Raw genomic sequence first — 19,981 nt, forward strand, 5'->3', positions numbered from 1 at the left:
CCTATTCGATGTCCTCGTTCAGCAGCCCGACCTTGTCGAAGCCGTGGGCGTGCAGGTCGTTCATCACGGCCATGAAGCTGCGATAGGAGGTTTCGGCCTCGCCGCGCACGAAGACGCGCTCGCTCTGGCAGGCGCCGCCGCCCAGGGCTGCGCAGACATCCGCCGACACGGTCTGCATCGACGAGGCCCTGTCAGCCACGAAGACGGCGCCCGAGGCCTGGACGCTGACATAGACCGGGTCCTTGTACGGCATGGGGGTTGTGGTCGGCGGCGGCAGGTCGAGCTTGAGGGATACGGTCGCCAGCGGGGCGGAGACCATGAAGATGATCAGCAGCACCAGCATGATGTCCACGAACGGCGTGACGTTGATGTCGGCGTTCTGGTCGGCGGCCTTCGGAGCCTGAAAACGCATAGCCATGGCGATCTCCCTCTCGTTGCTTGGCGGAACCCTGTTCCGCCCGACGATCTGGAGCCGGGATTTGGTCAAAGAAAAGGCCGCGTCCCGGAGGGCGCGGCCTTGGTCTTCCGGAATGGGGCGAACCCTATTCGATGTCTTCGTTCAGCAGGCCGACCTTGAAGAAGCCGTTCTTCTGCAGGTCGTTCATGACTTCCATGAACTGGTTGTACTTCACTTCCGGCTGGGCGCGGATGAAGACGCGCTCTTCCTGGCAGCCCTGACCGGTGGGGTTGCCCACGGCGGCGCAGACGTCGTTGGCCAGGGTTTCGATGGTGGTCTGCTTGTCGGCGATGAAGATCGAGCCCGACTCCTGGATGGAGATATAGGTCGGCTCTTTCTGCTTTTCGGCGTTGGTCGGCGGGGTCGCCGGCGGCAGGTCCAGCTTGATCGACACGGTCGCCAGCGGGGCCGAGACCATGAAGATGATCAGCAGCACCAGCATGATGTCGACGAACGGCGTGACGTTGATGTCCGAGTTCTGTTGGATCGTCTTGCCGCCCGAGGCGCCGACGGGGCCCGAAACTTTGCCAGCCATACTTACTTGTCTCCGTCGAGGCCCGCCGCGCGGCGGACTGCGGTTGAATGTTCAGACCGGTGTCTTGGCGTCCCGGGCGTCGCTTGTAAAGCGGTCTCGACGCTCAGACGGTTCCCTCGCGTCGCTTTTCGCGCGCCGGGCGAAAGGTTCAGCCCCGCGCCAGTTTCAGGAAGCGCTCAACCAATGCCGGATCGGACTTGAACGCGCCGGTGAAGCGGGTCGTGATGGTTGAAACGTGGCGGTGATGCACGCCCCGGGTGGTCATGCACTGGTGCTCGGCGTCGACCAGCACGGCCACGCCCTTGGGCGACAGGTGCGATTCGATGGCCTCGACGATGTCGTTGGTCAGGGTTTCCTGGTTCTGCAGACGCTTGGCGAAGATCTCGACCACGCGCGCCAGCTTGGAGATGCCGACCACCTTCTCGCCCGGCATATAGGCGACGAAAGCCTTGCCGATGAAGGGCGCCATATGGTGCTCGCAGTGGCTTTCGACCTCGACCTGGCGCAGCACGACCATGTCGTCATAGCCGGTCACGTCCTCGAAGGTGCGCGACAGCTCCTTGGCCGGATCGGCGTCATAGCCTTCGAACCATTCGGAATAGGCGTCCACGACCCGCTTGGGCGTATCCACCAGACCGGGGCGCGCGGGATCGTCGCCGGCCCATGCGATCAGGGTCCGCACGGCCTCCAGCGCCTGCTCGCGGCTGGGCCGGACAACCTGGTCATTCCCCGGGACGAGGACGGGTTTGGTGGGCGTCGAACTCATGAAATCGGTCTCAAACGAACGGGGAGGCGACGAAGACGGCTTCATTCGCCTTCGGACACTGTTTAACAGCTTCGCGGCTATATGGGACGTTCAGTCCGTACTGCAAGAAAACCATCAAGGCCGCCCCACAAGATGACGCTCTCACTCTACGACACCCTGCACCGCGAAAAGCGGGTGTTCACGCCGCGGAACCCCGAGCGCGTCACCCTCTATGTCTGCGGCCCGACGGTCTATGACTTCGCCCATATCGGCAACGCCCGCCCGCCGGTGGTGTTCGACGTCCTTACGCGGCTCCTGCGTCGGGAATACGGCTCCGACAGCGTGATCTACGCCCGCAACGTCACCGACGTGGACGACAAGATCAATCAGAAGGCCTTCAAGGAGGGCGTGGAGATCGGCGAGGTCACCGCCCGCTACGAGGCCGCCTATCTGGCCGACATGGCCGCGCTGAACGTCACCCCGCCCGACCTGACCCCCCACGTCACCGACCATATGGACGCCATCGTCGCCCAGATCGGCCAGATCGTCGACGCCGGCTGCGCCTATGCGGCCGAGGGCCATGTGCTGTTCGACGTCTCGGCCTATCCGGCCTATGGCGCGCTTTCGGGCCGCAACCTCGACGACATGATCGCCGGCGCCCGCGTCGAGGTCGCCCCCTACAAGAAGAACGCGCACGACTTCGTCCTGTGGAAGCCCTCGAAAGAAAACGAGCCCAGCTGGCCGTCGCCCTGGGGCGCGGGCCGTCCGGGCTGGCACATCGAATGCTCGGCCATGATCGAGGAAACCCTCGGCCTGCCGATCGACATCCACGGCGGCGGCATCGACCTGGTCTTCCCCCACCATGAGAACGAGATCGCCCAGGGCGTCTGCGCCCACGGCCACGCCCATGCCGACCAGGCCCCGGCCGAATACAGCCGCTACTGGATGCACAACGGCTTCCTGACCGTCGACGCCGAGAAGATGTCCAAGTCGATCGGCAACGTCCTGCTGCTCCACGATCTGGTGCAGCACGTCCCGGGCGAGGTGGTCCGCTGGGCCCTGCTGTCGGCCCACTATCGCCAGCCGCTGGACTGGAACCAGTCGCTGCTGGACCAGTCGAAGAAGAACCTTGACCGCCTCTACGGCGCCCTCCGTCGCGCCGCCGACGTCGAGGCCAAGGGCGACATGCCGTCGCCCGAGTTCCTCGAGGCCATCTCCGACGACCTCAACACCCCCGGCGCCATGTCCAAACTCTTTGCCCTGTCCAGCGAGATCGAGCGCGCCATGACCGCCGGCGACCATCACGCCGTCGCCATCGCCAAGGCCGAACTGCTGGCCTCGGGCGCCATCATGGGCGTGCTGCTGTCCAGCCCGGACCAGTGGTTCGAAGGCGGCGCCGACGACGCCCTCAAGACCGAGGTCGAGGCCCTGCTGGCCGAACGCGTCACCGCCCGCGCCGCCAAGGACTGGCCCGCCGCCGACCGCATCCGCGACCGCCTGACCGAACTCAACGTCGTCGTCATGGACGGCCCGACGGGCGCCACCTGGCGGTTGAAGGAGTAAGGGGCTTCCTTCTCCCCTTGCGGGAGAAGGTGGCTCGCGGAGCGAGACGGATGAGGGGTCACGCTGACATCTGAAGTCTGCGTGTGAAAGCCGTCACCGGTCAGGCCACACGACCCCTCATCCGCCCCTCCGGGGCACCTTCTCCCGCAAGGGGAGAAGGCTCCTGATTACTCCGCCTGCTGACCCGTCGCCGGGATCATCGTGGTCGGCGTCTGGCCGATGATGCAGGTCGAGGCGCGGGGCGGGCAGAGGCCCTGCGAGCGCTGGGCGTAAATCTGGTCGATCAGCTGCGGATTGGCCCGCAGCGCCTCACCGCGCAGGCGGATCGATTCCGCCTCGCCGCGCGCCGTCTCGATCTGGGCGTTGGCGTTGGCGCGGGCCTCGGCCTCCTTCTGCTGGGCCGCCAGCGTCCGCTGTTCCGTCGCTGTGCGCGCCTGAATGGCCGTGGTGATGCTCTCCGGATAGCGGATGGTGCCGACCCACTGCAGGTTCGAGATTTCCACCCCCTCGACCGCCCACTTCCGCTGCAGATTGGTGAAGGCGCGCTGGATCACTGCCTGACGGCCGGCGCCCATCAAACTGCCGGTACAGACCGCCGCGGGGGCCTGGCTATTCGGGGTCTGGGCGCTCAGCTCGACCGGCTGCTGGGCCTGCAGGTTGCAGGACACCGGCACCTTCTCAGCCTCCTGGGCGATGAAGGAGCGGACGTCGTTGCGGATCGGATTGTCTAGCAGGTCGTCGAAGCTCAGCCGGTATTTGGCGTAGAGGTCCGCCGCCTTGTTGTCCGCCACCTTGACCGTCATGTTGACGTCGGCGGTCATCGGCAGGCCGGTCTGGTCGGCGAAGCCGATCTCCTCATTCTCCTGTCCGTCGGCGTTGCCTTCGCGGGTGTAGGAATAGACCCGCTGGCGCGTCGGATATTTGATGATCTTCTCGCCCAGGCCTTCCCAATGCCAGCCGGGCCGCAGCTCGGTCGGCTGGACGCCGGGGTTGGGTCCGAATTTGGTGGTCTTGATGCCGGCCTCGCCGCTCTCGACCGTCACGCTGCACGAGGTCACCGCGCAGCTACCGCCTGCCAGCACCAGCCCCAGCACGGCCACCGTCGCGACCAGTCTCCAGGCGCGCGCCGAAGCGCCGCCGAAAGCGTTCCCCTGAAACGTCATTGCATCCCCCTCGAACTCTGAAATCTACGAACGGATCATCCGGGCGACCCGTCTGAACAGAAACACCGCCAGCACCCCCAGCCCCAGGGTGCCGAACAGGCCTGTGACCGAGGCCACGAAGACCGATCCGAAGAAGTGCGCCTCCAAAATCAGCGGCACGATCACCCGGAACAGGGCGAAGGCCGCCATCAGCACCAGGCCGATCGACAGGAAGGCGAAGAAGCCGGCCAGGATCGCCCGATCCGGCTTGTCTTCGGATTTCACAGGCAACTTCACAGGCTCGTTCATCGCGCCCTCCGTTTCCCGCCGGTCGCCCGGCCCGTTTCGATCATAGCGGGAACCGCGTCGCCCGCGCCACAGAAAGCGGCGCCCTGCGACAAGCGCAGCCGTGAGACTGTCGGGACTCGAAGACCCGTGTTAGCCAAGGCGGGCGGGGCGTGCGGGCTCCGTTTGCCGGTTCGGGGGGAACAGCCGTGAAACATCTCTTCTGGGCCTTCGTTCTGGCCCTGGTCGTCACCGTGTTCGGCTTCTGGCCGACGACCGTGGGCGCCTTCGGGCCGCCGGACACGCTGCGCATCGTCCATGGTCTGTTCGCCGTCGGCTGGATGGTGCTGCTGATCGTGCAGAGCTGGCTCATCGGTCATCGCCAGAACCGCACCCACCGCTGGATTGGCTGGTCGTCGCTGATCCTTGCGCCGGGTCTGGTAATCAGCGCCCTGATCGTGGTCCTGACCTCGCAGGGGCCGAAGTCGCACTTCCCGCCCGACCTGCTGCTGATCCTCGACTGGATCGATCTCTGGTCGCTGGCCCTGTTCGCCGTCCTTTATGTCGCCGGCATCCTGAACCGCCGGGTCATGTCCCTGCATTCCCGCTATCTGGGCTCGACGGTCTTCGTCGCCCTGATCCCGGCGCTGGGCCGCGCCTACGGCATGAATATCGAGGCCATCGGCGGCCTGCGCGGGTCGCTGCATCCTTCCTACTGGACGGTCGAGATCATCATCGTCGCCCTGATCGTCCGCGACGCCCTCAAGCACGGCGGCTTCAAGGCCCGCTATCTGACGCCCTATGCCGTGACCCTGGCGGGCCTGCTGGCGATGGAGTGGACCATGTTCGCGGTCCCGCACTGGAAATGGTTCGCGGACTTCATGGGCCTGATCAGCGGAACCTGAGGCCAGCCGGCCTGCGACAGCTTGCCACAGCCGCCGGACCGTAGTTTGTAACACCGCGCCCGATCCGGAGCCGGAGTTCCCCCATGTTCGCACCTCTCGCCGCCGCCGCCCTTCTGGCTTCCCAGGCGGGCGCGGTCCCGCCGACCCTGTTCTCCTACTCCGGCGTCACCCTCGATCCCGCCGGCCGGACGATCGCCTCGGTCGATTCCAGCCAGGCCCAGGGCGCGGCCGGGACCCACGGCGTGATCGTCCTGCGCGGTCTGGACGGCAAGGTCTCGGGCACGATCGACCCGTGCGCGGCCTGCCGCTACAGCGCCCCGACCTGGTCGCCGGACGGCTCGAAGCTGGCCTTCCTCGCCAACGGCGCGGACGGCGTGACCCTCTATGTCTCACAGGCCGGCTTGCCCCGCGCCGTGACCACGGTCCAGGGTCTGGTCTCCACCCCGCGCTGGTCGCCGGACGGCCAGTCCATCGCCCTGCTGATCACCCTCAACCCGTCCAAGGAGACCGGCGCCACCCAGGCCGGCGCCCGTCAGGTCGGCGAGATCGGCAGCCTGTCGCTCGACAGCCAGCGCATCGCCACTGTGCCGCTCACTGGCGGTCAACCGCACATGGTCTCGCCCGACGGGACCTTCGTCTATGAGTACGACTGGACGCCGGACGGGCAGGGCTTCGTCGCCACCGCCGCCGAGGGCAATGGCGACAACAACTGGTGGGTCGCCTCCCTGCGGGCCTTCCCGATGACCGGCGCGCCCCGGATCATCGCGGCCCCGCGCTACCAGATGAACATCCCGCGCGTGTCCCCGGACGGAAAGACCGTGGCCTTCATCGGCGGCGTCATGAGCGACTTCGGCTCGGTCGGCGGCGACGTCTACACGGTGCCCTTCGAGGGCGGTGTCCCGACCGACGTCACCCCCGGCTATCGCGGCACCTTCACCTCCGTCGCCTGGCGTGGCGCGAAACTGGCCTCGACCCTGATCGTCGGCGGCGAGACGGGCACGGCCATGGTCGATCCCGCAGCGAAGACCGTCTCCGACGTCTCCACCGCCCCGGTCTCCATCTCGGCTGGCGACGGCAAGGCCGCCTTCGACGCCCGCGCCCGCACGGTGGCCTATGTGACCCAGACCTTCGACCGCGCCCCGCGCATCGAGGTCGGGACGCCCGGCCATATGCGCGCGATCACCCTTGACAACGACGGCCTGGCTCCCACGGTCTCGGCCCACAGCATCAGCTACCAGTCCGAGGGGCAGACGGTTCAGGGCTGGGTGCTGCAGCCGCTCACCCTGACCCCCGGCGTCAAATATCCGATGGTGGTCCAGGTCCACGGCGGCCCGTCCTCGGCGGCCCTGCCGAACTTCGTCTTCGGCGGCACGGTCGCCGATCTGGTCAAGGCCGGCTACTTCATGTTCCTGCCCAATCCGCGCGGCTCCTACGGTCAGGGCGACGCCTTCGAGCGGCTGAACTATCAGGACTTCGGCGGCGGGGACCTCAAGGACATCCTCGCGGGCATCGACTTCATCGAGACCGAGTCGCCGGTCGATGACGCCCGCCTCGGCGTCTATGGCCACTCCTACGGCGGGTTCATGACCATGTGGACCGTCACCCACTCCCAGCGCTTCCACGCCGCCGTCGCCGGCGCCGGCATCGCCAACTGGGGCAGCTACTACGGCCAGAACGGCATCGACCAGTGGATGGTCCCCTTCTTCGGCTCGACTTTCTATGACGACCCCTCGGTCTATGACCGCCTGTCGCCGATCCGCTCGATCAAGGACGCCCACACCCCGACCTTCATCTATGTCGGCGAGCGCGATCTGGAGACCCCGGCGCCCCAGTCGATGGAGTTCTGGCACGGCCTCGTCGCCAACGGCACGCCGACCTCGCTGGTCATCTATCAGGACGAGGGCCACGGCATCCGCCAGCGCGAACACACCGAGGACCTCTCGCGCCGCATCGTCGGCTGGTTCGACCGGTATCTGAAGCCGGCGAGCTGAGAGGGCAGGGAACGCGGCGGGGCGCTGACCGTTCAGGCGGCATGAAAGCTCCGAGCTCGCGCATCGCGCCCGCCTTCGCCGCCGTTTCCCTGATCGCCCTGCTGGCCGCCTGTGGTCCGGCGCCGGAGAAGACCTCCGAGCCCGCGCCGCCCGCGGCGACCGCGCCTGCAACGGCCCCCACGCCCGCGCCTGCTGCGACCCCGTCCGCTCCGACAAAGGTCATCGGCCTCGAAGGCCTCGGCGATCTGAAGATCGGCCAGCCCGTCCCCGCGGGCGGAACCTGGGCCGAGCGGGGCGCCCAGACGGGTGACGCCTGCCGCACCGTGTCTTCGCCCGACTATCCGGGCGTCTACGCCATCGTCGAACAGGGCAAGGTCCAGCGCATCACCGTCGGCCAGCGCTCGGACGTGAAGCTGGTCGAGGGCGTCGGCGTCGGCTCGACCGAGAAGGACGTGAAGAGCTGGTTCGGCGGCTTCCGCGAGGAGCCCCACAAATACCAGGACGCCCCCGCCAAATATCTGACCGCCCCCAATGCCGCGAGCGGCGATCCCGCCGTCCGCTTCGAGATCGGCACGGACGGCAAGGTCAGCCTGATCCACGTCGGCGTCATGCCCGCGCTGGGTTATGTCGAGGGCTGCGGCTAAGGGCGACAAGGCTCCGGAACCGGGGCCATATCGTAGGTCGGTCCGATGAGGTTGTGGTTGCGCACCAGAGAAATCTGGCTGCCCGTTCGACAGCGCGGAGTCTCGGCAAGGCGGATTTCCGCGCGTCGGCCGTCCACCTGAACTAAGGCGATCGGATGAGATCTTCGGCCGACCGAATTCCCGAATCCGGTGATCCGGCCTGTCACGGCCTCGGTGCGGCCGTACGGACCTCGCCACACGATCAGCGCGCCCCCGATCATCGCGGCGATCAGTATGGAGACCAGCAGCCCGATCACCGCCGTCCGGTGGAATTCCCACCACCCCTGAATGGACCACCACATCGCGTCAGCCTTCTGATCGAAGGTCCATCATGGCCAGCCCGCCCGGAGTAATCCAGCCTCAGGCGCCCAGCCGTTCGCGCGTCTCGACGAACTGCCGGAACCGCAGCGCCTGTTCCCGGTCGGCGATCTGAACCGCCTGGAACAGCCGCAGATGATGGATGCCCTCGGCGTTCAGCCAGTCGAGGGCCCGGCGGCGTTCGGCCGCGTCCTTGGGCAGGGAAATCAGCATGCCTCCCTCTAGCGCTGCCGTGCGAAGCCAATTGTAAAACGTTGTAAGATCGCCGTGAATCCCGGTGCCGGTTTCCCGGAGTGGTGGCAAAAGAGCGTTGGGGTGTTCCCTGACAGACATCCCATGACCGGCCCGGCGATTAACACCAGTCAACCTGCCGGGCCGGTCAGCCCTGCCACCCATTGCGCGGTCAGGGCGCCGTCCGCATCATCGCCCGATGCGCGCCCCCGACACCTTCCAGACCGACCGCCTGACGCTGCGTCCCGTGACCCGGGCCGACGCAGCGGATGTCTTCGCCTATGCGGGCCAGGCCGCGCCGACGCGGTTCATGCCCTTCGTGCGCCATCGGGAACTGGCCGAGAGCCTCGCCTTCGCCGTGCGCTGCGAGGAGGCCCGGGTCTCCGGCGCGGCCTTCCCCTGGGCGATCGTGGAGCGGGCGACCGGCGCGTTCACCGGCGTCATCGAGTTGCGGCTGAGCCCGCCCAAGGCCGACTTCGGCTATATCCTCAACGAAGCCGCGTGGGGCAGGGGCGTGGCTTCCGAGGCCGCTTCCGCCATCGTCACCTGGGCCATCGCCCAGCCACAGATCCATCGCGTCTGGGCCACCTGCCACCCGGACAACGCAGCCTCCGCCGCGGTCCTGCAGAAGGCGGGGCTCAGCTACGAAGCCACTCTGGCCAACTGGGAGGCCCGCCCCCAGCTCGCAGAGGCGGCGGGGCCCAGCTGCGTCTACGCCCTGACGAAGCCTGCGCAGCAGCCCGAGTTCGCATAGACGCCGGAGCCGCCGCCAACGAAGTCAGCGGCTTGCGCCTGACCCACCCCATTCGGCCCAGCAGACTTTCCGGCGGGGTTAGACTGCCCGTCCGGTCTTTGACATCGCCAACCGCCGCAGAAAGCCGCCTGTACGCGAATGCAAGCCGAGTGCAGCGAACGGCGTCAGAAAATACGACGAAGTTTCAGCAGTCTGTCAGCCGTTCCTGATCTGCGGTCTCACCGATTGCACTTTTTGCACCCACTCTTTTTCGAGTGCAAAACGCCCGGTCAGCGGCTCATCAGCTCGTTCGCTAGATCGGCGGTCAGATAGCCGTCGGCGATGCGGCCGTTGGCGGCCTGCCAGCGCTTCAGGGCCGCGCGGGTGTTGGCCCCCACCACCCCGTCGACGCCGCCGGTGTCATAGCCCATCCGCGTCAGGGCCGCCTGGGCGCCGACCCGCTGGTCGCGCGACATCGGAGCGTCCGTCGGCCAGCTGGCCACGAGGCCCGGCTTGCCCGCCACCCCGTCCGCCGTCAGGCCGATGGCCAGGGCGTAGGAGACCGAGTTGTTGTAGCGGCGGATCACGAAGTGGTTGGGCAGGCCGATGAAGGCCGGGCCGCGCGCGCCCTGGGGCAGCAGCAGGGTGGCGTTCTCGGCGGCCTCGGCGTCGGTCATCGCGCCGCCGCGCGCCAGGGTCACGCCCTGCTGGCGCCAGAAGCTCCACGGCCGCGACGGGCCGTCGGCGAGGCTGTAGTCGAAGCCCTGTGGGATCACGACCTCATAGCCCCAGGCCTGACCGCGCTTCCACCCGGCCTGGGCCAGCAGATTGGCGGCGGAGGCGAGGGCGTCGACGTCCGAGCCCCAGATGTCGACCTTGCCGTCGTCGTTCTGGTCGACGCCCAGACGCAGATAGTTGTCGGGCATGAACTGGGTCTGGCCCATGGCCCCGGCCCAGCTGCCGGTCAGGCCCGCGCGGGTGCGGCGGCCGTCGATGACGATGTTCAGGGCGTCGCGCAACTGGCCTTCGGCCCAGTCGCGGCGGCGGCCTTCATAGGCGAGGGTGGCCAGCGAACGGATCACGTCCTTGTTGCCCTGGACCTGGCCGAAGCTCGATTCCTGGGCCCAGATCGAAACCAGGATCTCGGCCGGCACGCCGAAGCGCTGGGTCACGCTCCACGGCACGATATCGACCTTGCGGCGGGCCTCGGCGACCCGCGACGCCGAAACGGCGTTGGCGACATAGGCGCCGGCGGGGCGGCTGAACTCGGGCTGGTTGCCGTCCAGACGGATGACCTCCTGATCGGGCGTCAGACCGGCCAGTTGCTGCTCGTATTCCGCGCGGCGGGCGCCGCCCATCCTGTTCAGGAAGCCCTGCTTCCAGCCCTCGAAGCCCGGCTGGTCATAGACCGGCTGGGTCGGCTGCGGCCCGGGCCGGGGCGGCTGGATCTGAGGCTGCGGCTGGGGCTCCGGCTTCGCCGGCGGCAGCACGGTCTCCGGCGGCGGCAGCATGGGGGCGCAGGCTGCGACGGACAGGATCAGCAGGAGGCGGGCGGAAAGGCGCATGGGGGACAGGCTAGGGCTCCGGACGACGTTCAGGCAATCACAAGCGCGCGAGACCGGCGAGCGTTGCAGTTCAGCGTCACTCTGCCTCAACAGGGTGAACAGGCCGTTCACCGCGTTCGTTTCCGAAATCTCAAACCGGGTGCGACATTCTGTCCATCGACCCTGATGCGGCCTGGTGGCGGAGGGGCTACGCGATGGGCCCGAAAGCCCATAGACCCTCCGTTCAACTCGGAGGCCAGGCCTCCATCCTTTTGGCGCTATCGCTCGCCGCGCGGCGGCTCGCTGCTTGAGCGCGGAACTCTCACATTCATCGTGATCCCTTGTATGGCCTGGGTTGCGGCCTGAAGGTCGGCCGATGAAAGCTTTGGCGTCCTCGTCCCTGTTGCTGTTGGCCGCCTGCTCGGCCCCGGCCGATCAATCGACTGCATCGACGCCCAAGGATGAAGGGCGAACCTATCTCGCCTCGATTGTCGACTTCCCGCTGAGGAAAGACGATGCCATCCAGACCTTCGCCTTCGCGACCTGGGGCGTGAAGATCAACGCGGTTTGCCACCTGCCTTATGGCTGGATGATCAAGGCCGGGAGTGGCGTCACCTCGGCGGGCGTGCTGGAAGGTGAGGGCAGCAACGGGGTCAGCTGGCCCCGCGAGCGCAGTCCCGAGGGCTTCCGGTCGCTGGTGTTGCTGACCCTCTACGGCCCGGTTCAGCACGATGACGTTCGGGACACAGGTGGCAGCGTGATTATGCCGGCGACTTTCGGCGGGCACGTTCATGTCGTGGGCATGGATGACGAGCGGGACATTCCCCTGACGACCCGAAACGTGCGACTGGTCCCGGCGGTCGCTTGTCCTCCCTGAGCGCGTCCCTATCTGCCATTCAGCGTGATCGACGTGCCTGAACCGGTTGACTTGGGCCTCCCGAATCTCTACATGCACCGCTCCGCCGCAGGTTCGCCCCGCGGCTCTTTTATTTTTGATTTGCCTCAGGACGCCCGACCATGAAGGTCCGTAGCTCGCTCAAGTCGCTCAAGACCCGTCACCGCGACTGCAAGGTCGTTCGCCGCAAGGGCGTCGTCTTCGTGATCAACAAGACCGACCCGCGCTTCAAGGCGAAGCAGGGCTAAGCAGGCGCTTACGGCGCCCGCGAGGTGATCGCGGACGCCTAAGTCTCTGAAATGTCTTGGCTATCGAGGGCTGTGGGCAATCTGTCCGCAGCCTTTTTCGTGTTCGTGGTTGAGCCTGCCGCGCCGACGTGGTTAGCGTCTCGCCTCCTTCAAGTCCGCCTTCCTCCGGAGTGCCTCCCATGACCGACGCCGCCGCTTCCTTTGACAGCTCGGACGTCCTGACCTCGGCGGCCCAGGGCCGTCTGCGTTCGATCATCGAGCGGATCGAGCGTCTGGAAGAGGACAAGGCCGCGATCATGGCCGACCAGAAGGAGGTCTTCGCCGAGGCCAAGGGTGAGGGCTACGACGTCAAGATCCTGCGCAAGGTCATCCGCATCCGCAAGCAGGACAAGGCCAAGCGCCAGGAAGAGGACGCCATCCTCGACCTCTACCTCTCCGCCCTCGGCGAGATCTGAGCCTGAAGCGGACGCCCATAACGGGCGGTCCGAAAGACCCTTCGGGGTCGCTCAAGCGCTCGACCGGGCTCAGGCCCGGCTCGGGCTTCAAGAACAAGACAGACAAGCCCGCGCCCAGCCCCTTCGAGGTCGAGCGCGAGGCCGCGCGCCGCAAGGCCCTGAACGCGCTCAAGCGCGCCAAACGCGCCGCCGACAAGGCCGGCATTCCCCTGTCCGACTGGGAGGGGGAGTTCATCGAGGGTGTCTCCGACCGCATCAGGACCTATGGCCGCGCCTTCGGCGACCCGGAGAAGGGCGCGCCGGGCCAGGCCCTATCGGCCATGCAGGGCAGGAAGCTCAAGGAGATCACCGCCAAGGCCAATGGCGAGGAGCCCAGGCGCCGTTGGGGCCGCCGGAAGCCCCCCGAAGGCCAGTCCGAATGAAAGAGGCCGGCGGAGCGATCTGCCGGCCTCTTCGTCTTCTAGAACAGCACCTTGCGGTAGTTCAGCCGGATGACCCGGCCCGTCGGGTCGAGGTAGTCGGGCTGGTAGTTGACCGGCAGGCTGCCCGCCGAGGTGGTGACCACCGTGCGGGTGTCGAAGATGTTGTCGAAGCCCAGGCTGATCCGGGCGCCCTTGAGCAGCCAGGGGGCCTTCTTCACCCAGTCCGGGCGCTGGTTCATATCGACGAACATGTTCAGCCCGACCGTGGTCTGGTGCGAGAAGTTCAGGTCCGCCCCGGTGCCGCCGTCGACGTTGGTGGCCTCGCGCCAGTTGGCGTTGATGAAGGCGCCGAAGCCGTTGCGGAAGGCGCCGCCCTGGACCTGGATCTCCTGCTGGGGCGTGCCGCCCCGGCCGCTGGTGGCGCCGCCGTTCAGCTGGTCGATGACCGGCAGGCCGTCGGCGATGACGATCTCATCCTGGAAGCGGTAGGTGTGATAGACCGACAGGTTGAAGACGCCCTGGCCCGGCTGCATCGGGGTGCCGCCACGGCCGCCGCCACCGCCCATGCGCGGACCGCCACCGCCGCCGCCGGGGCCCCCGGCGCCGCCGCCTTCGCCGCCACCGGACGGACGCGGACCGCCCATCATCATCATGCCGCCGGGTCGGGGCCCGCCCGCCGCCGCATTCGGCTTGCCGAACGGACGCGAGAAGGTGAAGCCCGTGCGCAGGTCCTGACGCTCGGTCCTGGCGTAGTTGAGCGGACGCGCATCGACCGACAGCAGGTTGCCGTCGGCGTCGCGCACGAACCGGCCGGGCAGGGCCGCTTCCAGGGCCGGGGTGATGGTCGGGAAGGCGCTGATGGCGTCGTCGGTCCGGCTCCAGGTGTAGTTGGAGCTGAAGTTGAAGTTGACGCTCTGGAACGGGGTCAGGTTGAAGCCCAGCTTGACCACCGAGCGGTCGTCGGAGCCCAGGTTGCGGTTGCCGCCGGTGATCTGGGTAATGTTGACCGTCTCGCCGTTGGCGCCGGCCTTGAAGTCGAACACCGCCACGTTCGAGGTGTTGATGACCGGGTCATTGACCTGGTTGATGGTCGGGGCGCCCTGTTCCTGGGTGTAGCTGACGACGAAGCCGATCTTGCCGTTCGGCGCCCAGTTCAGGCCGCCGCCAAGGGTGGTCAGGCCGCCGAAGTCGGACAGGTCGTCATAGCCGCCGTTGAAGTTGAACGACAGGTCGCCGACCTTCGAGAGGAAGTCCCGGCGGGTGCTGGTCAGCGGCATGTTGATGTTGAAGCTGCCATAGACACGATCGCGCTGCAGCGAGCTCTCGGTGTGGCCGACGACGGTGCGGTCCGACTCGGAGTCGAGCGTCCGGGTGTCCAGGCCGAACTTGACGGTCGAGCGCAGATTGCCCGCCGGGCCCTCCCACACGGTGCCGTTCAGCGTCGATTCCAGGTTGCCGCCGCTCGAGACCGAATGGGCCGTGTCGGAAGCCGGGCGCAGGAGGGCAGGTGGAATGACCCCGAACGGGTTGACCGCCGGATTGTCGGCGTCGAGCTGGTCCTGGACCGGCAGGACTTCATAGCCGCGGCCGGTCGTGGTGTCGGTCTCGGTGCGGTCGTAGGTGGCGGTGACGGTGTAGCGCCACTCCTTCAGATAGCCGTCCACAAGCAGGGCGGCCTTGCCGGTCAGGGTGTCGTTGTTGCGCAGCATCGTGCCGGGATCGGCGAGGTAGCGCTGCAGCCGCACATCGCTGGCGCTGGTCGAATAGGGGTTCCCGGCCGGCAGGGTCAGGTTCAGCGACGGCAGGCCGCCGTAGCCGCTGGTGGACGAGTCCTCCAGGCTGAAGCTGCCCGTGGCCTTGGTCGTGGCGTTCAGGTCGTGGGCCAGCGAGCCGCGGATCGTCGTCCGGTCGCCGCGCGACTGCAGGGTGCGCCAGGCCGACAGCTCCTCGGGCGTCGCGACTGCGCCGCTCGGGCCATAGGTGTTGGCATTTACCGGGCGGGTGATGTCACGCTCGCTCTCGAACAGGGCCGTGTCGTGCTGCTGCTCGATGTCGAAGTTCCAGCGGTCGCCGGTCTTGATGGTGAAGGAGTTGCCGTCGACCTCGGTGGTGGTGCGGCCGCCCTGGGTCGGGCCGCGCGTCTGCAGGGTGGCGGTGCCCTGGCGGAACTGCAGCTTCAGGACGAAGTTCACCACCCGCTGGTCGGCGCTGTAGCCGTAGTTGAGGGCGACTTCCTCGGGCAGGATCTCGGTGCGCTCGATGGCCTCGACCGGGATGCCCTGGATCTCCTGGAAGCCGGAGATGCGGCGGCCGTTGAGCAGCAGGACCGGGCCGGAGTCCGAACGACCGCGGCTGGAGCTGGTCAGGGGCTCGAGCCGTTGCAGCAGTTCGGCGATATTGCTGGCGCCGTAGGCCTTGATCTCTTCGGCGCTGAGCGTGACGTCCGGCGGGATGTCGCCCTCGACGCTGCCGCGCGGCTTCACGCCCGTGACGGTGACGGTGCCCAGGTCATAGGCGTCGGCCGTGGCAGCGCCACGCGGCAGGGCGTCGTCGTCCTGGGGCGGCGCGGAGGCCGGATCCTGTTGCGGCGGAGCCGTCGGGCCCGTTGCAGGCGTGGGCACAGGCGCAGTCTGGATCGCGCTGGAGGCAAGCGCGGACAGAATGGCGACGGCTATCGTCATGGAGGGTCTTCCGAAATCATCAGTGGCGTGGCGACGTCTGCGACCGGCGGTGGAACGACTGCGCGTCCCTTCAACCCCCGGCCATGCGCCGCTTCATGAGCCTCTAACGCACGCTTCCGCGACCTCCGTCGGGCGGATGCGTTAAATTTCAGACAGATTCCGGCAAAGCCGTGAAATGTTGCCCCGAAACGTCAGCATCCGGGGCGGGTTCCTCAGATCGCTTCCTTCAGGGCGCCTTCCAGCCCCTGTTCGCGGACCTTGCGGTACAGGGTCGAGCGGCCGATGCCGAGGCGACGGGCGATCTCGGACATATGGCCGGCATAGACCTCGATGGCGTGCTGGATCAGGTCGCGCTCGATGTCCTCCAGCGTGCGCAGATGGCCTCGGTCGTCGAGGATGCGGATCGGCTGGTCGGGCAGGGGCGGCAGATCGACTGACAGGCCGCCTGCCGACGGATGCGAGGCTTCGGCGGGCGCGAGGCCACCTTCGGCCTGGGCCAGCGGCATGGCGACGCCCGAGATGGCCGGGAAGTCGTGCGGCTGCAGATAGGGGGCGTCGGCCAGGACGAGGGCGCGATAGACGCTGTTCTCCAGCTGGCGGACGTTGCCGGGCCAGTCGAAAGCCGACAGCAGGGCCATGGTTTCGGCCGAGGCGCCGGCGACGCGCTTGCCCTCTTCGGCGTTGAAGCGACCGATGAAGTGGTCGACCAGGGCCGGGATGTCCTCGCGGCGTTCGCGCAGGGCCGGGGCCTCGATAGGGAAGACGTTCAGGCGGTAGTAGAGGTCCTCGCGGAAGGCGCCTTCCTTGACCTGCTGGGCCGGGTCGCGATTGGTCGCCGAGACGATGCGGACGTCGACCTTGACCGAGCGCTTGGCGCCGACCGGGTCGACCTCGCCCTCCTGCAGGGCGCGCAGCAGCTTGACCTGCATGTCCAGCGGCAGTTCGCCGATCTCGTCGAGGAACAGGGTGCCGCCCGAGGCCTCCTGGAACTTGCCGAGGTGCTTGTCGTGGGCGCCGGTGAAGGCCCCCTTCTCGTGCCCGAACAGGATCGACTCGACCAGGTTGGCGGGCAGGGCGCCGCAGTTGACCGCGACGAAGGGCTTGCCGGACCGATCCGAGGCGCCGTGCAGGGCGCGGGCGATGACCTCTTTACCCACGCCGCTCTCACCGGTGATCAGGACCGGGATGGACGACTTGGCCGCGCGGGCCCCGAAGGCCTTGACCAGACGCATCGGCGGGCTGTCGCCGACCAGATCGTCGAACGAGGTGCGACCCGCGACGTGCTTCTTCAGACGGCCGACCTCGCGGGTCAGCTGGGTCATCTGCAGGGCGTTGCGGATGCCGACCAGGATGCGTTCCGGGCTGGCGGGCTTGATGAAGAAGTCCTGGGCGCCGGCCTGCATGGCCTTGACCACGGTGTCGATGCCGCCGTTGGCCGTCAGGACGATGACCGGGGTGGTGACGCCGGCGGTGCGAATCTCGGCCAGAGCCTCCATGCCGCTCATGCCGGGCATGACCATGTCGAGCAGCACGACATCCGCGCCGCCGCCCTTGGTCAGGCGATCGATCGCCTCGCCGCCGTTCTCGGCATGGACGACGGCATAGCCTTCGCGATCCAGAACCGCCTGAACGAGGCGGCGCTGGGTCGGATCGTCGTCGACCACCAGAACGGTCTTGGCCATGGGGAGCACACCTTCGTCATCACCGTGAAGGCCGCCGCGTCTTGAAGCGCGACTGACCCGTTTCGGGACGTTTCTACGCCCGATGCGGTGAAGATCGGGTTGGTGGGCGTGGTGTGCGGGAGGTTAACGGGCGGGCGGCGGATCAGCAGGTACGGAGGCTTCAAGGGCACCGAGAGTGGGCTGGCAGCTTTGGCGTTCGGTGAACCGCCAGTCCCGGCCGCCAGCGCCCTTCAGACTGGGCCACCGGGGCTTTGCGGGCTCGAATGCGCCGCGTCTCACGATCTCACGGCCGTCTGGCCTTTGCCCCTCCGCAGTACAGCTCAGGATCTGGTACGCGCCTTGATCGGTCCATGCGCGGTCCTTGCCGAGCGCGAAGACGGTGATCGCGTATTGGCGAGCGATCAGGATCTCGGGCTGGCCATCGCCATCGACATCCGTGAACCGCCCGACGCAGTTGTCCTCGTATCTGCACTCCCCCAACAGGTCGCTCTGCCTGACAGCGGCATCAAAGTTGGAAGGCAGGGCGGTTCCGGCCGGGAGCATCTCGATCCTCATGTGGAAGGACTCCACGCGCTCCGCCTCGACGAAGCGATCATTCGATCCCTGTATCTCGAGGGCGCGGCCCGCGATCTGCTGATCGGTAGACCGTGTCAGCCTGACCAGCGCCTTTTCGCCCTCCTTGCCGCTTTCGAAACGCAGGAACCGGAAGTCGAACTTGGCCGGCGCGACCTTGCCCGCCTCCAGCCGCTTGACCTGATCGGCGACCGACAGCCGGGCAGGGTCGGCCAGCGGGCTGAACAGGGCGAGGATGACGGCGACGGCCAGGACGCCCGCGGCCAGATTGGTCGCCTCCAGCGCCTTCATCCAGCCGGAGCCCTTGCGGACGAGAGGCACGACGGCGGCGAGGCCGTATCCCGCCGCATAGACGGCGCCGACGAGGGCGCAGGCGGCGGCGATGATCCGGTCGGGCGTCAGGCCGTACTGGCCGATCCGCAGCATCAGGCCCCAGACGGCCAGCCCGATCAGGGGCGTCAGCAGGATGGAGGCCACCTGGACCGCGATGCGCAGCACCAGGGGCGGCCGGTTGTCGGGACGGCCGTCCTGATAGGCGGTGTTGATCAGGATGATCAGGGCGGCGGCCGAGGCCAGAAGCAGGGCGGTCGCGCTGCCGGTGTCCCAAAGGCCCTTGAGACCCGTGAAGGGCAGGGCGGCGAGGAAACCCGCCGCCAGAACCGTCATCACCAGCAGCAACCAGGACAGCAGCATCAGGGCCACGGCCCGCACGCCGCGGATCAGGCCGTCGCGGACGTCGGTCAGTTGAACCGCCGTGGCGAAGGCGAGGCCGGTCATCGGAAAGGCGAACCAGCTCTTGCCGATCAGGTCGCCGAGGAAGCTCAGGCCGATCACCTTGAACAGGGCCGCGCCGAGGAACAGCAGGATCCAGAAGGCGCCCGCGAAGCCGATCGACAGGGCCAGCTGGACCCCGGCCATCCAGGCTGCGTCGAAATAGGCGGGGTAGGGGGCGACGAGCCTGCGCTCCCGGTCGGCGGGCACGATCAGATGGTGGGTGATGAACAGGGCCACGGCCGTGAAGGCCACGAAGACCGGCGACAGGACGGTGTCGTCCAGCGTCACCCCCTGACGGTCGATGTCATGGAAGGCCAGGGCCGCCATGACCGCCCCGGCGATCCCGCCCCAGACGATCAGGGTGACGGGCCTCAGCCGCCCGACGCCCGCCAGCAGCACCACGGGCAGGAAGGCGAAGACGAGGAACAGGCAGCCGAACAGCCAGGGATCGGTCGCCGGCCAGGCCGGGCGGAACGCACCGGGCCAGGATCGCGTCAGCCACCACAGGGCCACGCCCTGGATCAGGCCGATGGCAAGGCGCACCGCGGCGGTCGCGCGCCGGTCGCCCTCGCGCGCCAGTCCGGAACGGCCGGAGGCGGCGTGATCGTCGTGGCTGATGGTCATGGTTGTCTCCCCGACCCATCTGAACCGAAAGCTGCGCCGTTGGGAAGCTCAGTCGGGGTACTTCGCCTTGATGGCCTTGTACGAGACGGCGGCCAGTTCGCGCAGGACGTCGATATCCACGTCCGCCAGCCGCTTCACATAGATGCAGCCGCCCTCGGTCTTGTGCTTGCCCAGACGCGGCAACAGGGCGTCGCGGGCCTCTCCGGCGTGCAGATAGAGGACCAGATGCGGCTTCCTCGGCGAGAAGGCGATGGCCGGGGCGTCGCCCTGTCGGCCGCTGTCGTAGACGTAGTGGTACGCCCCGAAGCCGACGATGGACGGACCCCACAGGGTCGCCGGCTGGCCCGTGACCTCGGCGAACAGGGCGGCGACCGCTTCAGCATCGGCGCGGCGCACTGGATCGGGCACGGTGGCGATGAAGTCGGCGACGCTGATGTCGGTGGGTTTGGTCTTCGCTTCGGCGGCCATGATCGCTCCCCTTCGCGGGGACGATAA

The 19,981-nt window shown here is 67.6% G+C and carries 21 protein-coding genes; 9 read left to right on the forward strand and 12 right to left on the reverse strand.

From position 1 onward, the window contains the following. Window position 1 precedes the first annotated feature (1 nt). The 3 genes from AC07U0_RS16715 to folE all read right to left on the reverse strand — a co-directional run bounded on the left by AC07U0_RS16715 (window position 2) and on the right by folE (window position 1,758). Complete coding sequence (locus AC07U0_RS16715) at window positions 2–418, reverse strand: biopolymer transporter ExbD (RefSeq protein ID WP_494721106.1); 417 nt, start codon at window positions 416–418, stop codon at window positions 2–4. 124 nt (window positions 419–542) lie between these two features. Further along, window positions 543–992: a biopolymer transporter ExbD gene (locus tag AC07U0_RS16720; protein ID WP_494721107.1), complete on the reverse strand. Its 450-nt coding sequence runs from the start codon at window positions 990–992 to the stop codon at window positions 543–545. Between the two features lie 148 nt (window positions 993–1,140). Beyond that, a complete protein-coding gene (folE, locus tag AC07U0_RS16725; RefSeq protein ID WP_494721108.1) occupies window positions 1,141–1,758 on the reverse strand; it encodes a GTP cyclohydrolase I FolE in 618 nt (205 codons plus the stop codon). Window positions 1,759–1,890: 132 nt separating this feature from the next. Here folE and cysS point away from each other — a divergent pair, with 132 nt between their 5' ends. Next, window positions 1,891–3,300 (forward strand): cysteine--tRNA ligase, encoded by a 1,410-nt coding sequence (gene cysS / locus AC07U0_RS16730; protein WP_494721109.1) that lies wholly within the window; start codon window positions 1,891–1,893, stop codon window positions 3,298–3,300. A 167-nt stretch (window positions 3,301–3,467) separates the two neighbouring features. Here the strand turns inward: cysS and AC07U0_RS16735 are convergent, their stop codons facing one another. Together AC07U0_RS16735 and AC07U0_RS16740 are read right to left on the reverse strand one after the other, a co-directional pair. Continuing rightward, complete coding sequence (locus tag AC07U0_RS16735) at window positions 3,468–4,463, reverse strand: SPFH domain-containing protein (protein WP_494721110.1); 996 nt, start codon at window positions 4,461–4,463, stop codon at window positions 3,468–3,470. Window positions 4,464–4,487: 24 nt separating this feature from the next. Continuing rightward, window positions 4,488–4,727: a hypothetical protein gene (locus tag AC07U0_RS16740; protein WP_494721111.1), complete on the reverse strand. Its 240-nt coding sequence runs from the start codon at window positions 4,725–4,727 to the stop codon at window positions 4,488–4,490. A gap of 209 nt (window positions 4,728–4,936) precedes the next feature. Here AC07U0_RS16740 and AC07U0_RS16745 point away from each other — a divergent pair, with 209 nt between their 5' ends. The 3 genes from AC07U0_RS16745 (at window position 4,937) to AC07U0_RS16755 (ending at window position 8,267) form a co-directional block, all read left to right on the forward strand. Next, entirely contained in the window at window positions 4,937–5,632 is a 696-nt protein-coding gene (locus AC07U0_RS16745; protein ID WP_494721112.1) for a hypothetical protein, read from the forward strand. Window positions 5,633–5,715: 83 nt separating this feature from the next. Next, window positions 5,716–7,623 (forward strand): S9 family peptidase, encoded by a 1,908-nt coding sequence (locus AC07U0_RS16750; RefSeq protein WP_494721113.1) that lies wholly within the window; start codon window positions 5,716–5,718, stop codon window positions 7,621–7,623. Between the two features lie 41 nt (window positions 7,624–7,664). Continuing rightward, complete coding sequence (locus AC07U0_RS16755) at window positions 7,665–8,267, forward strand: hypothetical protein (RefSeq protein ID WP_494721114.1); 603 nt, start codon at window positions 7,665–7,667, stop codon at window positions 8,265–8,267. Here AC07U0_RS16755 and AC07U0_RS16760 read toward each other — a convergent pair. Further along, a complete protein-coding gene (locus tag AC07U0_RS16760) occupies window positions 8,264–8,608 on the reverse strand; it encodes a hypothetical protein (RefSeq protein ID WP_494721115.1) in 345 nt (114 codons plus the stop codon). The genes AC07U0_RS16755 and AC07U0_RS16760 overlap by 4 nt on opposite strands. Window positions 8,609–8,666: 58 nt before the next feature. Further along, the gene (locus tag AC07U0_RS16765) at window positions 8,667–8,837 is read right to left on the reverse strand and encodes a hypothetical protein (RefSeq protein ID WP_494721116.1); all 171 of its coding nucleotides are present in this window, start codon (window positions 8,835–8,837) and stop codon (window positions 8,667–8,669) included. A 217-nt stretch (window positions 8,838–9,054) separates the two neighbouring features. On the opposite strand from AC07U0_RS16765, the gene AC07U0_RS16770 reads away from it, so the two are divergent. Then, complete coding sequence (locus tag AC07U0_RS16770; RefSeq protein ID WP_494721117.1) at window positions 9,055–9,609, forward strand: GNAT family N-acetyltransferase; 555 nt, start codon at window positions 9,055–9,057, stop codon at window positions 9,607–9,609. 269 nt (window positions 9,610–9,878) lie between these two features. Here AC07U0_RS16770 and AC07U0_RS16775 read toward each other — a convergent pair whose 3' ends face one another. Beyond that, window positions 9,879–11,153: a lytic murein transglycosylase gene (locus AC07U0_RS16775; protein WP_494721118.1), complete on the reverse strand. Its 1,275-nt coding sequence runs from the start codon at window positions 11,151–11,153 to the stop codon at window positions 9,879–9,881. A gap of 382 nt (window positions 11,154–11,535) precedes the next feature. On the opposite strand from AC07U0_RS16775, the gene AC07U0_RS16780 reads away from it, so the two are divergent. The 4 genes from AC07U0_RS16780 (at window position 11,536) to AC07U0_RS16795 (ending at window position 13,152) form a co-directional block, all read left to right on the forward strand. Beyond that, complete coding sequence (locus AC07U0_RS16780; RefSeq protein WP_494721119.1) at window positions 11,536–12,009, forward strand: hypothetical protein; 474 nt, start codon at window positions 11,536–11,538, stop codon at window positions 12,007–12,009. 140 nt (window positions 12,010–12,149) lie between these two features. Continuing rightward, window positions 12,150–12,275, forward strand: coding sequence for a type B 50S ribosomal protein L36 (gene ykgO, locus AC07U0_RS16785; protein WP_008263184.1), 126 nt, complete (start codon window positions 12,150–12,152; stop codon window positions 12,273–12,275). A 179-nt stretch (window positions 12,276–12,454) separates the two neighbouring features. Then, window positions 12,455–12,730 (forward strand): nucleoid-associated protein GapR, encoded by a 276-nt coding sequence (gapR, locus tag AC07U0_RS16790; RefSeq protein WP_492032370.1) that lies wholly within the window; start codon window positions 12,455–12,457, stop codon window positions 12,728–12,730. A 158-nt stretch (window positions 12,731–12,888) separates the two neighbouring features. Further along, entirely contained in the window at window positions 12,889–13,152 is a 264-nt protein-coding gene (locus tag AC07U0_RS16795; protein ID WP_494721191.1) for a hypothetical protein, read from the forward strand. Between the two features lie 38 nt (window positions 13,153–13,190). Here the strand turns inward: AC07U0_RS16795 and AC07U0_RS16800 are convergent, their stop codons facing one another. The 4 genes from AC07U0_RS16800 to AC07U0_RS16815 all read right to left on the reverse strand — a co-directional run bounded on the left by AC07U0_RS16800 (window position 13,191) and on the right by AC07U0_RS16815 (window position 19,954). After that, window positions 13,191–15,833 carry a TonB-dependent receptor plug domain-containing protein gene (locus tag AC07U0_RS16800; protein ID WP_494721120.1) on the reverse strand — a complete coding sequence of 881 codons (2,643 nt, stop codon included), beginning with the start codon at window positions 15,831–15,833 and terminating at the stop codon, window positions 13,191–13,193. 212 nt (window positions 15,834–16,045) lie between these two features. Beyond that, window positions 16,046–17,515 (reverse strand): sigma-54-dependent transcriptional regulator, encoded by a 1,470-nt coding sequence (locus AC07U0_RS16805; RefSeq protein WP_494721121.1) that lies wholly within the window; start codon window positions 17,513–17,515, stop codon window positions 16,046–16,048. A 123-nt stretch (window positions 17,516–17,638) separates the two neighbouring features. Continuing rightward, window positions 17,639–19,486 carry a DUF4153 domain-containing protein gene (locus AC07U0_RS16810; protein WP_494721122.1) on the reverse strand — a complete coding sequence of 616 codons (1,848 nt, stop codon included), beginning with the start codon at window positions 19,484–19,486 and terminating at the stop codon, window positions 17,639–17,641. Between the two features lie 48 nt (window positions 19,487–19,534). Next, window positions 19,535–19,954: a DUF1801 domain-containing protein gene (locus AC07U0_RS16815; protein WP_494721123.1), complete on the reverse strand. Its 420-nt coding sequence runs from the start codon at window positions 19,952–19,954 to the stop codon at window positions 19,535–19,537. Window positions 19,955–19,981 lie beyond the last annotated feature (27 nt).

It is taken from the genome of Brevundimonas sp. GW821-FHT02A10 (assembly GCF_059422025.1).

Excerpts from the sequence above, each read along its gene's own strand:
- AC07U0_RS16715 (WP_494721106.1), bottom strand. The coding sequence starts at position 418 with ATGGCTATGCGTTTTCAGGCTCCGAAGGCCGCCGACCAGAACGCCGAC.
- AC07U0_RS16735 (WP_494721110.1), bottom strand. The coding sequence starts at position 4,463 with ATGACGTTTCAGGGGAACGCTTTCGGCGGCGCTTCGGCGCGCGCCTGG.
- AC07U0_RS16775 (WP_494721118.1), bottom strand. The coding sequence starts at position 11,153 with ATGCGCCTTTCCGCCCGCCTCCTGCTGATCCTGTCCGTCGCAGCCTGC.
- AC07U0_RS16770 (WP_494721117.1), top strand. The coding sequence starts at position 9,055 with ATGCGCGCCCCCGACACCTTCCAGACCGACCGCCTGACGCTGCGTCCC.
- folE (WP_494721108.1), bottom strand. The coding sequence starts at position 1,758 with ATGAGTTCGACGCCCACCAAACCCGTCCTCGTCCCGGGGAATGACCAG.
- AC07U0_RS16755 (WP_494721114.1), top strand. The coding sequence starts at position 7,665 with ATGAAAGCTCCGAGCTCGCGCATCGCGCCCGCCTTCGCCGCCGTTTCC.
- AC07U0_RS16765 (WP_494721116.1), bottom strand. The coding sequence starts at position 8,837 with ATGCTGATTTCCCTGCCCAAGGACGCGGCCGAACGCCGCCGGGCCCTC.
- AC07U0_RS16810 (WP_494721122.1), bottom strand. The coding sequence starts at position 19,486 with ATGACCATCAGCCACGACGATCACGCCGCCTCCGGCCGTTCCGGACTG.
- gapR (WP_492032370.1), top strand. The coding sequence starts at position 12,455 with ATGACCGACGCCGCCGCTTCCTTTGACAGCTCGGACGTCCTGACCTCG.
- ykgO (WP_008263184.1), top strand. The coding sequence starts at position 12,150 with ATGAAGGTCCGTAGCTCGCTCAAGTCGCTCAAGACCCGTCACCGCGAC.
- AC07U0_RS16815 (WP_494721123.1), bottom strand. The coding sequence starts at position 19,954 with ATGGCCGCCGAAGCGAAGACCAAACCCACCGACATCAGCGTCGCCGAC.
- AC07U0_RS16750 (WP_494721113.1), top strand. The coding sequence starts at position 5,716 with ATGTTCGCACCTCTCGCCGCCGCCGCCCTTCTGGCTTCCCAGGCGGGC.
- AC07U0_RS16760 (WP_494721115.1), bottom strand. The coding sequence starts at position 8,608 with ATGTGGTGGTCCATTCAGGGGTGGTGGGAATTCCACCGGACGGCGGTG.
- AC07U0_RS16805 (WP_494721121.1), bottom strand. The coding sequence starts at position 17,515 with ATGGCCAAGACCGTTCTGGTGGTCGACGACGATCCGACCCAGCGCCGC.
- AC07U0_RS16800 (WP_494721120.1), bottom strand. The coding sequence starts at position 15,833 with ATGACGATAGCCGTCGCCATTCTGTCCGCGCTTGCCTCCAGCGCGATC.
- cysS (WP_494721109.1), top strand. The coding sequence starts at position 1,891 with ATGACGCTCTCACTCTACGACACCCTGCACCGCGAAAAGCGGGTGTTC.
- AC07U0_RS16720 (WP_494721107.1), bottom strand. The coding sequence starts at position 992 with ATGGCTGGCAAAGTTTCGGGCCCCGTCGGCGCCTCGGGCGGCAAGACG.